The 12,356-nt window shown below is 76.1% G+C and carries 11 protein-coding genes and 1 riboswitch; of the genes, 7 read left to right on the forward strand and 4 right to left on the reverse strand.

Going from position 1 to position 12,356, the window contains the following annotated elements; all coding sequences use genetic code 11:
- Positions 1-55 precede the first annotated feature (55 nt).
- Both AC1WTP_RS15005 and AC1WTP_RS15010 read right to left on the reverse strand, forming a co-directional pair.
- Entirely contained in the window at positions 56-301 is a 246-nt protein-coding gene (locus tag AC1WTP_RS15005) for a hypothetical protein (RefSeq protein WP_481649862.1), read from the reverse strand.
- Positions 302-394: 93 nt separating this feature from the next.
- On the reverse strand, positions 395-709 hold the full coding sequence (locus tag AC1WTP_RS15010) for a DMT family transporter (RefSeq protein ID WP_481649863.1): 315 nt from the start codon (positions 707-709) through the stop codon (positions 395-397).
- A 65-nt stretch (positions 710-774) separates the two neighbouring features.
- A riboswitch (guanidine-III (ykkC-III) riboswitch) is annotated at positions 775-843 on the reverse strand.
- Between the two features lie 95 nt (positions 844-938).
- Here AC1WTP_RS15010 and AC1WTP_RS15015 point away from each other — a divergent pair.
- The 7 genes from AC1WTP_RS15015 to pspM all read left to right on the forward strand — a co-directional run bounded on the left by AC1WTP_RS15015 (position 939) and on the right by pspM (position 7,317).
- Positions 939-1,865 (forward strand): ornithine cyclodeaminase family protein, encoded by a 927-nt coding sequence (locus tag AC1WTP_RS15015; protein ID WP_481649864.1) that lies wholly within the window; start codon positions 939-941, stop codon positions 1,863-1,865.
- Between the two features lie 121 nt (positions 1,866-1,986).
- Positions 1,987-3,525: a 30S ribosomal protein S12 methylthiotransferase RimO gene (gene rimO, locus AC1WTP_RS15020; RefSeq protein ID WP_481649865.1), complete on the forward strand. Its 1,539-nt coding sequence runs from the start codon at positions 1,987-1,989 to the stop codon at positions 3,523-3,525.
- A gap of 77 nt (positions 3,526-3,602) precedes the next feature.
- On the forward strand, positions 3,603-4,193 hold the full coding sequence (gene pgsA / locus AC1WTP_RS15025) for a CDP-diacylglycerol--glycerol-3-phosphate 3-phosphatidyltransferase (protein ID WP_481649866.1): 591 nt from the start codon (positions 3,603-3,605) through the stop codon (positions 4,191-4,193).
- Between the two features lie 93 nt (positions 4,194-4,286).
- Positions 4,287-4,841 (forward strand): CinA family protein, encoded by a 555-nt coding sequence (locus AC1WTP_RS15030; protein ID WP_481649867.1) that lies wholly within the window; start codon positions 4,287-4,289, stop codon positions 4,839-4,841.
- Positions 4,842-4,995: 154 nt separating this feature from the next.
- Positions 4,996-5,445 carry a helix-turn-helix domain-containing protein gene (locus AC1WTP_RS15035; RefSeq protein WP_481649868.1) on the forward strand — a complete coding sequence of 150 codons (450 nt, stop codon included), beginning with the start codon at positions 4,996-4,998 and terminating at the stop codon, positions 5,443-5,445.
- A gap of 199 nt (positions 5,446-5,644) precedes the next feature.
- A complete protein-coding gene (locus AC1WTP_RS15040; RefSeq protein ID WP_481649869.1) occupies positions 5,645-6,514 on the forward strand; it encodes a PspA/IM30 family protein in 870 nt (289 codons plus the stop codon).
- 23 nt (positions 6,515-6,537) lie between these two features.
- Positions 6,538-7,317 carry a phage shock envelope stress response protein PspM gene (gene pspM, locus AC1WTP_RS15045; RefSeq protein WP_481649870.1) on the forward strand — a complete coding sequence of 260 codons (780 nt, stop codon included), beginning with the start codon at positions 6,538-6,540 and terminating at the stop codon, positions 7,315-7,317.
- 9 nt (positions 7,318-7,326) lie between these two features.
- Here pspM and AC1WTP_RS15050 read toward each other — a convergent pair whose 3' ends face one another.
- Together AC1WTP_RS15050 and AC1WTP_RS15055 are read right to left on the reverse strand one after the other, a co-directional pair.
- Positions 7,327-10,968 carry a hypothetical protein gene (locus AC1WTP_RS15050; protein ID WP_481649871.1) on the reverse strand — a complete coding sequence of 1,214 codons (3,642 nt, stop codon included), beginning with the start codon at positions 10,966-10,968 and terminating at the stop codon, positions 7,327-7,329.
- Positions 10,969-11,429: 461 nt separating this feature from the next.
- On the reverse strand, positions 11,430-12,251 hold the full coding sequence (locus AC1WTP_RS15055) for a DNA-formamidopyrimidine glycosylase family protein (protein ID WP_481649872.1): 822 nt from the start codon (positions 12,249-12,251) through the stop codon (positions 11,430-11,432).
- Positions 12,252-12,356 lie beyond the last annotated feature (105 nt).

The following is a 12,356-nucleotide window of genomic DNA, read 5'->3' on the forward strand; positions in this document are numbered from 1 at the left end:
CACGGACGGGCCCGCCGGCGTGCGGCGGGCCCGTCGCGTCGGGGGAGCGGTGTGGTCAGTTGTTGAGGATCGCGGCGACCAGCACGAGGCCGATCACCGCGCCGGCCACGCTGGCGGCGGCGGCGTACCAGCCGAGCGGCTTGTCGCCGAGCACCGCGCCGATCACGCCGAGGATGACGCCGAGGATGCCGAAGATGATCGGGTTGAGCAGGAGCGCGAGAACCGCGAACACGAAGCCCAGGATGGTGCAGATGCGGGCGGCGTTGCTGCGCGGGCGGGCGGTGCCGTGGATGTCGGCCATATCTGCCTCCGTCGGGTGAGAGCCTGCGATGCCAGCCGATCACTACCCACTGTGGGCGTTCGGCACGCCTGGGACACTTCGGCGCGCCGGAACTCAGTGGAAGATCTTCAGCCCGACCACGCCGGCGACGACCAGTCCCAGGCAGGCGATCCGGGGCAGGCTGGCCGGTTCGTTCAGCGCCAGCATCCCGACCAGGGCGGTGCCGGCCGCGCCGATGCCGACCCAGATCGCGTAGCCGGTGCCGACCGGGATCTCGCGCAGCGCGTACGCCAGCCCGAGCATGCTGAGCACCAGGGCGACGAGGAAGACCAGCGACGGGACGAGGCGGGTCAGGCCCGCGCTGCGGTCCAGGGCCACCGCCCAGGCCGTCTCCAGCAGTCCGGAGATCACCAGCACGATCCAGGCCATCGAAGTGCACCTCACCGGGTCCGCCCGGACCGTCGGGGGCCGGGACGAGTCGAGTCTGTACGTCACGCGGGGCGTCTTGGCCTGACCGGGTACGCCCACCACTCGTCCGGGGCGGCCCGCCACGGGGCCACCGGGCCCGAGGCTAGCACCGGCCGGCGGTGGGTAGGGAAGGGTGAGCCGGACCACCGTCCGTTGACCTGAACTTCACTTCAACTTGCAGGATTGGTTCATGACGCTGCTCTTCTCCGACCGGGAGGTCGCCGCCGCGCTGGACGCCGCCGCGACGGTGGACGCCATGCGCGACGCCCTGCGGTCCGCGTACGCGGGTCGCCTGGTGGCTCCGCCCCGGGCGTCCGCGCCGCTCGGCGGCGGCCGGATGGTGCTGACCGCGGGCCACCTGACCGGCGAGTGGTACGGCTTCCGGTCGTACGACACCTTCGGCCACCCGGAGTCGGAGCAGGTGGTGGTGCTGCACGACGGGCGTACCGGGGCGGTGCGGGCGGTCGCGGTCGGCGAGGAGCTGGGCTCCCGGCGCACCGGGGGACTGGGCGGGGTCGCGGTCGACGCGCTGGCCCGGCCCGACGCCGCCACCCTGGGCGTGGTCGGCTCCGGCCGGCAGGCCTGGACGCAGGTGTGGGCCGCCGCCGCGGTGCGCCCGCTGCGCGAGGTGACCGTGCACAGCCGCTCCGCCGCCCGGCGGGAGGCGTTCGCCGCCCGGGTCCGCGCCGAGCTGGGCATCCCGGCCCGGGCGGTGGACTCGGCCCGGGCCGCCGTGCGTGACCGGGACGTGGTGGTGCTCGCCACCACCAGCCCGACGCCGGTGCTCGACGCCGCCGACCTGCGCCCCGGCACCCACGTCAACGCGGTGGGCTTCAAGCAGCGCGACCGGGCCGAGTTCGGCACCGACCTGCTGGACGCCGCCGACCTGCTGGTCACCGACTCGCCGGCGCAGGCGCTCGGGTACGCCCCGCCGATGCTCGCCGCCGACCCGCCGTACGCCGACCGGCTGGTCGACCTGGGCGCGGTGCTGGCCGGCGCCGCCGCCGGCCGGACCGGCGCGGACCAGGTGTCGGTCTTCTGCTCGGTCGGCCTGGCCGGCACCGAGGTCTTCCTGCTCGACCGGTTGGTCCGGGTCGGCGCGGCGGCCGCCGCCTGACCGCACCGACGGGTCCGGTCGGCACGGCGCGGTGGCCGCGGCCGGACCGGGCGGATGTGAGCCGGCCGACTGCCGGCGGCCCGCCGACGGCGGGGACCCGGGCCCGGCCCGGTACCCTCGGATGGTGTCTGCCACCTCCCCTTCCGACAACTCCAGCTCGGCGCGTCGCCGCGACCTGGGGCTGTCGCCCGACGGCCGCCGGGTCGCCCTGCTGACGTTGGGCTGCGCCCGCAACGAGGTCGACTCGGAGGAGCTGGCCGCCCGGCTGCACGCCGACGGCTGGCAGGTGACCACCGACGGCGAGGGCGCCGACGTGGTGGTCGTGAACACCTGCGGCTTCGTGGAGAAGGCCAAGCAGGACTCGATCCAGACGCTGCTCGCCGCGGCCGACACCGGGGCGAAGGTGGTCGCCGCCGGCTGCATGGCCGAGCGGTACGGCCGTGAGCTGGCCGACAGCCTGCCCGAGGCGCAGGCGGTGCTCAGCTTCGACGACTACCCGGACATCGCCGCCCGGCTGGACGCGGTGCTCGCCGGCGAGCAGGTCGCCGCGCACACCCCGCGGGACCGGCGCGAGCTGCTCCCGCTGACCCCGGTGAAGCGGCGCGCGGCGGCGGTGTCGCTGCCGGGCCACGGCACGCCGGCCCGCGCCGCCGTCGAGACCGACGAGCACACCCCGGCCCACCTGCGCCAGGTACTGCGCCGGCGGCTGGACTCCGGCCCGGTCGCCTCGCTGAAGCTGGCCAGCGGCTGCGACCGCCGCTGCGCGTTCTGCGCCATCCCGGCGTTCCGCGGCGCGTTCGTCTCGCGTACCCCGGACGAGTTGCTCGCCGAGGCGGAGTGGCTGGCCAAGACCGGCGTCCGCGAGCTGGTGCTGGTCAGCGAGAACTCCACCTCGTACGGCAAGGATCTGGGCGACCCCCGGGCGCTGGAGAAGCTGCTGCCGCAGCTCGCCGCGATCGACGGCATCGTCCGGGTACGGGCGAGCTACCTCCAGCCGGCCGAGACCCGGCCGGGCCTGGTCGAGGCGATCGCCACCACGCCCGGGGTGGCGCCCTACTTCGACCTGTCGTTCCAGCACTCCAGCGAGCCGGTGCTGCGCCGGATGCGCCGCTTCGGCTCCACCGACCGGTTCCTGGAGCTGCTGGCCGGCGCCCGGGCGCTGGCCCCCGAGGCGGGCGCGCGGAGCAACTTCATCGTCGGCTTCCCCGGCGAGACCCGCGCCGACGTCGACGAGCTGGTCCGGTTCCTGACCGCGGCCCGGCTCGACGCGATCGGCGTGTTCGACTACAGCGACGAGGACGGCACCGAGGCCGCCGGGCTGTCCGGCAAGGTCTCCGCCGCCACCGTCAAGCGCCGCTACGACCGGCTCGCCGCGCTCGCCGACGAGCTCTGCTCGCAGCGGGCCGAGGAGCGGCTGGGCTCCACCGTCGAGGTGCTGGTCGACTCGGTCTCCGACGGCGTGGTCGAGGGCCGCGCCGCCCACCAGGCCCCGGAGGTGGACGGCTCGACCACCCTGGTCGCCCCGGACGGCGGCGGGGTGGACCTGGCCGCGCTGCGCCCCGGCGACCTGGTCCGGGCCACCGTCACCGGTACCGAAGGGGTGGACCTGCTCGCCGTGCCGGATGAGATGATCTCGGCGGCGCCCGGCGCGGCACGGTGACGGCGGGCCCGGACGGAGCGGGGAGGCCACGTGGTGCGGTACCGGGAACGCCACGGCGGTCCGTGCGGGGTGCGGCGGTGACCGGCGCGACCGGATCGACGCCGGCTCCGGTGGTCGGCCGGGTGCCGGTGCTCAACGCGGCCAACGCGCTCACCGCGCTGCGGCTGGTGCTGGTGCCGGTCTTCGCGGCCAGCGTGGTCATCTCCGCGATGAGCAACGCCGGCTGGCGGATGGCCGCCTGCCTGATCTTCGCCGTCGCCTCGGTGACCGACCTGGTCGACGGCTGGATCGCCCGCCGGTTCGGCCTGGTCACCTCGGTCGGCAAGGTGGCCGACCCGATCGCCGACAAGGCCCTCACCGGCGCCGCGCTGCTGCTGCTCTCCTGGTACGACCGGCTGCCCTGGTGGGTGACCGTGGTGATCCTCGTCCGCGAGCTGGGCATCACCGGGCTGCGGTTCTGGGTGATCCGCCGCGGCGTGATCGCGGCCAGCCGCGGCGGCAAGATCAAGACAGCGCTGCAGATCCTGGCCATCGCCTGGTACCTCTGGCCGATGCCGGCCGCGCTGACCGCCGTCGGCCCGTGGATCATGGCCGCCGCGGTGGCGGTGACCGTCGTCACCGGCTTCGACTACGTGGCCCAGGCCCTGCGCCTCCGCCGCACCCGCTGACCCCCGACGGCCCGGGTGCCGGGCGGGCGGGGGCATGATCGACGAGTCCCGTGGGCATGGTTGATCGGGAACGGTGGGGGAAGGATCGGGGACATGCAGAGCAGCGACGCGAACGGGGAGCGGCCGGTCGGCAGCCCGGCGGCGGCCGTGGTGCACAGCCTGGCCGAGCGGGAGGAGACGCTGGCCACCGTCGAGTCGCTCACCGGCGGCCTGCTGGCCGCCTCGATCGTCGAGATCGCCGGGGTGAGCGGGGTGTTCCGCGGCGGGCTGGTGGTCTACGCGACCGAGCTGAAGTCCGAGCTGGCGGGGGTGCCGGCCGGCCTGCTCGCCGAGCGCGGGCCGGTCGACCCGGACGTGGCGGCCGCGCTCGCCGAGGGCGGGCGGCGGCGCTGCGGCGCCGACTGGGGCCTCGCCACCACCGGGGTGGCCGGGCCGGAGCCGCAGGACGGCAAGCCGGTCGGGCTGGTCTACGTGGCGGTCGCCGGGCCGTCCGGCACCACCGTCCGGCAACTCGACCTCGACGGTGGCCGCGACCACATCCGCTCCGCGGCGGTGGTCGAGGCGCTCCGGCTGCTCGCCGACCGGGTCCACGAGGCCGACCCGGCCGCCGACGGTGCGGCGCCGCACAGCGGGGCGGGGCGGCGGTAGGCGGACAACCGGCGATCCCCGGGCGGGGTGGGATGTCGCCGGGCCCGGCAACGGGTACGGTTGCGGGAAGGCTCCGGCGCTCGGGGCCGGCGCGGTCAGCCGTGCCGGACCGCGCGGCCGGGTGGAACAGAGGTGTCCCTCAGGGGGAGGTGCGATGGTCCTGCTACGCCGGGTGATCGGTGACGCACTGCGGGCGCGCCGGCAGGGGCAGCACCGCACCCTGCGCGAGGTCTCCTCCGCCGCCAACGTCAGCCTCGGCTATCTCTCCGAGATCGAGCGCGGCCAGAAGGAGCCCTCCAGCGAGCTGCTGGCCGCCATCTGCGACGCGCTGGGCGCGCGCCTGTCCGAGCTGCTGCGCGAGGTCAGCGACACCGTCGCGCTCGCCGAGCAGATGCCGGGCGTGCTGGTGCCCGTGCAGGACGAGCCGGTCGAGCCGGCCCCGGTAGGGCGGCCCGCCGTGCGCAAGGCCACCAACCGGCCGGTGCACCAGGTCAGCTCCGACGGCAAGGTCGCCGTCTCGGTCCACCAGGACTCCCCGCTCAAGGCCACGCTGCGCAGCACCCGGGTCCGCCCGGCCGACCGCGACGTGGTCTGCGCCGCCTGATCTCCACCCGCCGCGCTCCGTGGCCACCTGTGGCCCGCGCCGCGTAGGGTTGATCGCGGACGGCGTCGGCGTTGCCCGCTGGCCGGTACGGATGCCGGGATGGCGTCCGGCTGGGACGATGGTGCCATCGCCGCGCCGGGATCGTCGGGCCGTCCGGCACGGCGCGGCGCAGCGACGCGACTGAGGGGATACCGCGGAGATGGCGAACCCGTTCGTCAAGGGTTGGAAGTACCTGATGGCGCTCTTCGGCGCCAAGATCGACGAGCACGCCGATCCCAAGGTGCAGATCCAGCAGGCCATCGAGGAGGCCCAGCGCCAGCACCAGGCGCTCGTCCAGCAGGCCGCCGCGGTGATCGGCAACCAGCGCCAGCTGGAGATGAAGCTCTCCCGCCAGATGTCCGAGGTCGAGCGGTTGCAGGCCAACGCCCGGCAGGCCCTGGTCCTCGCCGACCAGGCCCGGGCCCGGGGCGACGAGGCCGAGGCCGGGCGCTACGAGCAGTCCGCGCAGACCCTCGCCAGCCAGCTGGTCTCCGCCGAGCAGGCCACCGAGGACCTGAAGACCCTGCACGACCAGGCGCTCGGGGCCGCGGCGCAGGCGCGCAAGGCGGTGGAGAACAACTCGATGATCCTCCAGCAGAAGCTCGCCGAGCGCACCAAGCTGCTCAGCCAGCTGGAGCAGGCCAAGATGCAGGAGAGCGTCGCGCAGTCGCTGGAGTCGATGTCGGCGCTGACCGCGTCCGGCACCACCCCGACGCTCGACGAGGTGCGCGACCGGATCGAGCGGCGCTACGCCACCGCGATGGGCCGCGCCGAACTGGCCGGCAACTCCGTCGAGGGCCGGATGCTGGAGATCCAGAAGGCGACCCTGGACTCGGCCGGTTCGGCCCGGCTGGAGCAGATCCGTGCCAGCATGGCCGGTGAGCAGCTCGGCGCCCAGCAGGAGCGGCCGGCCGTGCCCCGCGCCGAACCGGCCGCGCCGGCCGCCGACCCGGCGGCCGCCCGGCTCGACGAGATCCGGTCCAGCATGAGCCGGGAGCGCGGCACCGGGGACACCACCGCCGCCGGCTGAGCGGCCCGGTCGAGGAGGCACAGGTGGCAGACGAGCGTACGCGGTACTTCCGGCGGCTCGGCCGGCTGCGGCGGTCCGCCCGCCGGTGGAGCGTGCTGGCCGGAGGGCTCGGCGGCGCCGCGGCGGTGCTCACCCCGTACGCCGGGCTGGGGCTGCCGGACGCGGCCTGGGCCGCCGGCGCGGGCAGCGCGGTGGCCCTCGCCGCCTGGCGCTGGGTCGACCTGCGCGCGCTGACCGCCCGCCCGGCGCCCCCGCCGCTCGACCCGGCCGAGGCCGCCGCCCGGTCCCGGGCCCGGCTGGTCGCCGCGGTGGAACGACTTCCCGTCGGCCCGGGCGTCCTCGCCGAGGTACGCCGGGTCCGCTCCCGGGTGGCGCTGCGCGGCACCAGCGCCGCCGGGCCGTGGGCCCGGCTGGACCGGGCCGCGCTGACCCTGGCCGGGATGGCGCCCCGGCTGACCGGCCTGGCCGAGCCGGCCGTGCTGGCGGCGGCCGCGGCCGACCGCTCCCTGCGTGACCTCGCCAACCGGGTGGCCAGCGTGGAGCGCGCGCTGCGGCTCGCCCCGGTCGACGCCCGGCCGCCGTTGGCCGAGGCGCACCGGGCGCTCACCGCACAGCTGGACAGCGGCGTCGCCGCGTACGAGCGGCTGGTGGTGGCCGCCGCCGGCTACGTCGCCGAGGACGCCCGGCCGGACGCCGAGCACCCGGCCGCCGCCCGGCTGACCGAGGCGACCGACCTGCTGCACGGCGTCGCCGCGGCGCTCGCCGAGCTGCGCACCGTCAACACCCCGCTGCGCGCGTCCTGAGCCGGCCGGTCACTGCGGCGTGGTGACCGCGACCGGGGTGGTGAACGGGGAGCTGCCGACGACGTTGAACGAGCGGATCCGGTAGTGGTAGGTGACCCCGCGGGCCAGGCCGGTGTTGGTGAACCCCCGGCCGGTGACCGTGAAGGTGGCCACCTCCCGGCTGAACGCCCTGTCCAGTGCCCGCTGCACGATGAACCCCGCGCCGGGCCCGGTCGGGGTGCTGGCCGCCCAGCCCACGATCACCGTGGCGGTGTCCGGGCCGGGCGCGGTCGCGGTGACGCTCACCGCGGTCGGGTTGCCGGGCACCGGCGGGGTGGTCACCGTGGCCACCGTCGACCAGGGTGAGGCGGCGCCCAGGTACGTCGTGCGCACCCGGTAGTAGTAGGTGGTGTCCGGGGCGACGGCGGCGTCCAGGTGGTTCTCGCCGACCCCGATCGCGGTGGTGCCCGGTCCGCTGGTGAACGTCGGGTTGGTGGCCCGTTGCACGTCGATGCCGGTGGCGAAGGAGCGGTTGGCCCAGCGCAGCGCGATCCGCAGCGGTGCGGCCGGCGGGATCGCCGCGGTCAGCCCCGCCGGGGCGGTGAGCCGCACCGCGGCGGGCACGCTGTTCGACCAGGCGGAGCAGCTGACCGCGTTCTCGGCGCGGATCCGGTAGTGGTAGGTCACCCCCGGCGTGACGGTGGCGTCGGTGTAGCGGGTGGCGGTGGCCGCCACGGTGATCTCGGTGAGCCCGTCGCTGAAGGCGGCGTCGGTGGCCCGCTGGAGCAGGTGGCTGGTGGCCGGGGGACGGCTGCCGTTGCCGGTCCAGGCCAGCGCGATCGCGGGCAGCGCGGTGGCCGAGCCGGGGGCCGGGGTGGCGGTCAGCCCGGTGGGCGCCTTGGGCGCGACCCGCAGCACCAGCGGCCGGCTCATGCCCTGGTCGCGGTGCCCGGCCAGCCGGCTGTGCCAGCGGTACTCCCAGCCCAGGTTGACCAGGTGGTTCAACACCATCGCCGGGCGCCCGTCGACCGGGCTCACCGGGGTCGAGCCGGTCCGGGCGCCGGCCGGCCGGGCCGGATCGAGCAGCCGCACACTGTCGCCGATCTTGAACGGCAGGGCGGGGGCCGTCGGCCGCAGGGCGACGATCACGTCCTCCCGGGGGTCGACCCGGACGATCTGCTTCCAGCCCAGCTCGGCCGCCTCCGCCGGCCGTACCGTGCCGTCCCAGCCGACCCGGTTGACCACCTGCACGTCGCAGCCGTCGAACTGCACCGGCTGGGACTGCCGGGCGTGCCCGCTGATCCGCCAGAGCTGGGTGCCGTCGGCGGGGGAGCCGACGCCGACCGCCGGGTCGGTGGCGAAGAGGATCTCGGTGGGCGGGTCGGTCGGGTCGAGCGGCAGGGTGGCGGGGGCGAACGGCCCGGCGTGCGGGTGCCCGACGCCGAGCCGCCCGGCCAGCCGGCCGTACCCGGGCTCGAAGACCTGCTGCACCGTCTTGACGGCGAGCGGCAGGGTCACCGGGGCGGCGGCCCCGGCCGGGGTGAACGTGACCGTGGTGGCGTGCGCCGGGACCAGGGTCGCCCGGTCGGTGCGGGTGCCGAAGGCGGCGTCGTGGCCGGGCTGCGGCACGATCGGCGGCCGCTGGCTGGCCGCGTACGCCCGGGGCAGCCGGTCGCGCAACCGGGCCAGGTCGTACCGGGGGGCCGGCGTGCCGGACACCCGGAACTGGAGCAGGGTCCGGGTGTTCGGGCCGTACCCGGGGCGGGTGGGTGGCCCGGCGCCCTCGGCGGTGCGGTCCGGGCCGCCGGTGTGGTGGTCGTAGCGGGGGTCGAAGCCGGGCAGCGGGGCCGGGCCGTCGTTGTAGAGAATCAGCGTGCTGCCCGGGGCGACGGTGGAGAAGTCGACCAGCACGTCGGCCCGCTCGCCGGGGGCGAGCAGCAGGGCGTGCCCGTCGACGTTGAGCACGGTGGGGTCGCGCCGGTCGTACCGGTAGCCGACCGGCCGGTTCGGGATCACCACCGGCGCGGGCAGCAGCCCGCACTCGTTGCCGATCTGGACCAGTTCCGGGCCGGCCGCGGCCGGGTCGGGCACCCCGCCGTCGCGCCCGTCGGTCGGCCAGCCGGCCGGCCGGTCCGGCGCCCGGACCGCGTCCACCATCGGCACCTCGCCGGCGTCGGCGTCGGCCAGGCTGCCGTCGGCCGCCCACATCGGGCCGCCCGACCGGGCCCGGTAGAGCGCCAGGTTGAGGCTGCGGTCCGGGCAGGCGTTGAGGATCCGGAACCGGTAGGTGCGGGGCGCCACCGCCAGGTAGGGGTAGGCGACGCCGTTGACCAGCATGGTGTCGCCGAACATCTCCGGCACCGCCGACGGGTGCGGCACGCCGGGCGTCCACGGGGGCTCGGCCGGGTCGGTCACCGGGTCGTGGTGCGGGTTCGGCACCGGCTCGGGGCCGGGCTGCGCGCCGTCGCTCCCGGCGGGCGCGCCGCCGACCGGCCCGGCCACCTCGGCGGTACGCGACCACGGGCCGTAGTCCCACCGGCCGGTCGGGTTCGTCCCGCCGGCCCGGTACGGGTTCTGCCGGGGCTGGTAGACGTGCGGGTGCCAGAGGCTGCCCCGGGCGCCCCAGCGGTCCCGGTCCCAGGTCGGGTCCTCCCCGGCGAGCTGGGTGTCGTCCGGCACGAACGTCTTGTCCTCGATCACCAGCGGCAGCTGCTCGGCCGGCAGCACCCCGTCGGCGACCAGCTGCTCCTCGGCCGGGTCGGTGAGCAGGTAGAGCGCCACCTGCCCGGAGTAGACGGTCAGCCGGGCCAGGCCGAGGGTGTTGTCGTGGAACCAGAGCAGCCGGCCGCTCTGCTCGTTGGGGTAGTAGAGCGTGGTGGCGCCCGCCCCGGGTGGCGGCATGTCCGGCACGTGGGTCAGCCCGGTCCCGCTCGGGTACGGGGTGATCTCGCCGGCCGGAGTGATCCACTGCCACGGGTTCCCGGCACAGATCCAGGCGGTCTGCGCGCCCGACAGGTGCAGCACCGCCCGGTTCTGCGGATACGGCGCCGGGCCGTCCAGCGGGCCGGCGCCGGCGCCGTACACGGTCGGGTCGACCGGCAGGAAGAGCTCCCCGGCCCGGCCGGTGGGGAGCTGGTTGATGAACTTGATCCGCACCGGCCGCCCCCGCCGGGCCAGTACGACGGGCCCGAGGTGCCAGGGGCGTTCCGGCGGCGCGACGGTGTTGTGCCCGTCGGCGTCGGTGCCCAGGTTGAGCTGCCGGTAGCCGCGCAGCCGGGTGGCCGGCAGGTCCCGGTGCAGGCGCTGGGCGTACTCCTGCAGGCCGATCTCGTAGTAGTCGCAGCCCGGGTAGCTGATGGTGTCCGGGGTGGCCACCGGCAGGTGGGCCCCGAGCCCGTTGGCGCCCAGCGCGCCGAAGCCGGGCAGCGCGTCGACGAACTTCCGGATGCCGGTGCCGGCGGTCACCCGGCCGTCGGCGGCGGGCACCGGGCGGGGGCTGCCGGCGTGGTTCGGCACCGGGCCGAAGCAGCGCGGCACCGCGGCCGGGTCGAGGCTGGCCGGCGCGGGGGCGACCGGCTCGGCGGCCCGGGCCGCCGGGACGGTGTCCGGTGGGCCGGCGGCGGCGCCGAGGCGGGCGGTCCAGGGGATCCGGAGTCGGCGGAACATGACCATGGCTCTCCCCGGGGTCGGGACGCGGCGGCCACCACTCCGGCGTGGCGGCCCGATCGCGCTCGGCGTTGCGTTGACGATCGGTGAGCACTCAACCGCAGCATGCGACCTGGACCGGTGGGTTAGGAAGTACCCAATCGTCCGTATCTGGGATCGGCTGCCCATCTCCACCCGATCGACCCGCGGCGACGGCGCTGGTCGTGACGGTCGGGCCCGCGGCGTCGGGGATCGCCGGCCGGCCCGGCCCCTGCTCGGGCGGGTCGGGAGCCGCCGGCAGCGACCGCCGTCCGCGTCCTTTGCTCTGCGTCAACCCACGCAACACTTTCCCGGGTCAACCTGTGCGTCCGTTGAAGCAGAGCAAAGGGGGCGTGGGAGGGTGCCGGCCGTGCGGCGTCGGGCCGAGGGCGGGGCCCCCGGCCGAGTGGAGGCCGGCCGGGCGCCGCCACGGCGGACGCGCCGCGGCATCACCGCGCGTCGTCGCCCGCGCCGCGCTCCGGCTGGCAGACCGGGCACCAGTAGGTGACCCGCTCGCCGAGCTCCTCCTTGCGGATGGCGGTGCCGCAGCGGCGGCAGGGCTGGGCGCGCCGGCCGTAGACGTAGCTGGTCTGCCCGCGGTGCAGCGACCCCGTGGTGCTCTGCGTCCACCGGCCCCGGTTGGCCGCGAGCAGCCGCTGCGCCAGGGTGACCGTGCCGGCCAGGTCGGGCACCGCGCCCACCGGCGTCCACGGCGAGATCCCGCGCAGGAAGAGCACCTCGCACTTGTAGAGGTTGCCGATGCCGGCCAGGTTGCGCTGGTCCAGCAGCGCCTCGCCGATGGCGACCTCGGGCCGGGCGGCCAGCCGGCGGACCGCCTCGGCCGGGTCCCAGTCCGCGCCGAGCAGGTCGGGGCCGAGGCGCCCGACGAGCGAATCCTCCTCGGTGGTGGGGACCAGCGCCAGTTCGTGCAGGTGGTAGCCGACCGCGACCGCCCCGGGGCTGCGCAGCACCGCCCGGATCAGGTGGGCCGGCCGGGCGGTCCAGCGCTCGCCGGGGGCGTACGCCCGCCAGGCGCCCTCCATCCGCAGGTGCGAGTGCAGCGTCCAGTGCGCCGGGCCTTCCCGGTCGTCCGGTGCGGTGAGCCGGAGCAGCAGGTGCTTGCCCCGGCTGGCCGACTCCCGCACGGTCCAGCCGGTGAGGTCGGTGGTGGCGAGCCGCGGCACCCGGAAGTCGCTGCCGGTCAGCCGGGCGCCGGCCAGCGCGCGGTGCAGCACGCGGGCGGTGTTCCAGACGGTGTCGCCTTCGGGCACCCTGCCATCCTCCTCCCGTCGAGGGATATTCGCATGTGTCGCTATTTGTACGGAGGTTCCAGTCGATCTCCGGACACCGGCACTATCAGGAGGTTCTGAGGAGAA

It is taken from the genome of Micromonospora sp. R311 (assembly GCF_056780015.1).

Coding starts and splice junctions, on each gene's coding strand:
- AC1WTP_RS15005 (WP_481649862.1), bottom strand. CDS start 301: ATGGCCGACATCCACGGCACCGCCCGCCCGCGCAGCAACGCCGCCCGC.
- AC1WTP_RS15010 (WP_481649863.1), bottom strand. CDS start 709: ATGGCCTGGATCGTGCTGGTGATCTCCGGACTGCTGGAGACGGCCTGG.
- AC1WTP_RS15015 (WP_481649864.1), top strand. CDS start 939: ATGACGCTGCTCTTCTCCGACCGGGAGGTCGCCGCCGCGCTGGACGCC.
- rimO (WP_481649865.1), top strand. CDS start 1,987: ATGGTGTCTGCCACCTCCCCTTCCGACAACTCCAGCTCGGCGCGTCGC.
- AC1WTP_RS15030 (WP_481649867.1), top strand. CDS start 4,287: ATGCAGAGCAGCGACGCGAACGGGGAGCGGCCGGTCGGCAGCCCGGCG.
- AC1WTP_RS15035 (WP_481649868.1), top strand. CDS start 4,996: ATGGTCCTGCTACGCCGGGTGATCGGTGACGCACTGCGGGCGCGCCGG.
- AC1WTP_RS15040 (WP_481649869.1), top strand. CDS start 5,645: ATGGCGAACCCGTTCGTCAAGGGTTGGAAGTACCTGATGGCGCTCTTC.
- AC1WTP_RS15050 (WP_481649871.1), bottom strand. CDS start 10,968: ATGGTCATGTTCCGCCGACTCCGGATCCCCTGGACCGCCCGCCTCGGC.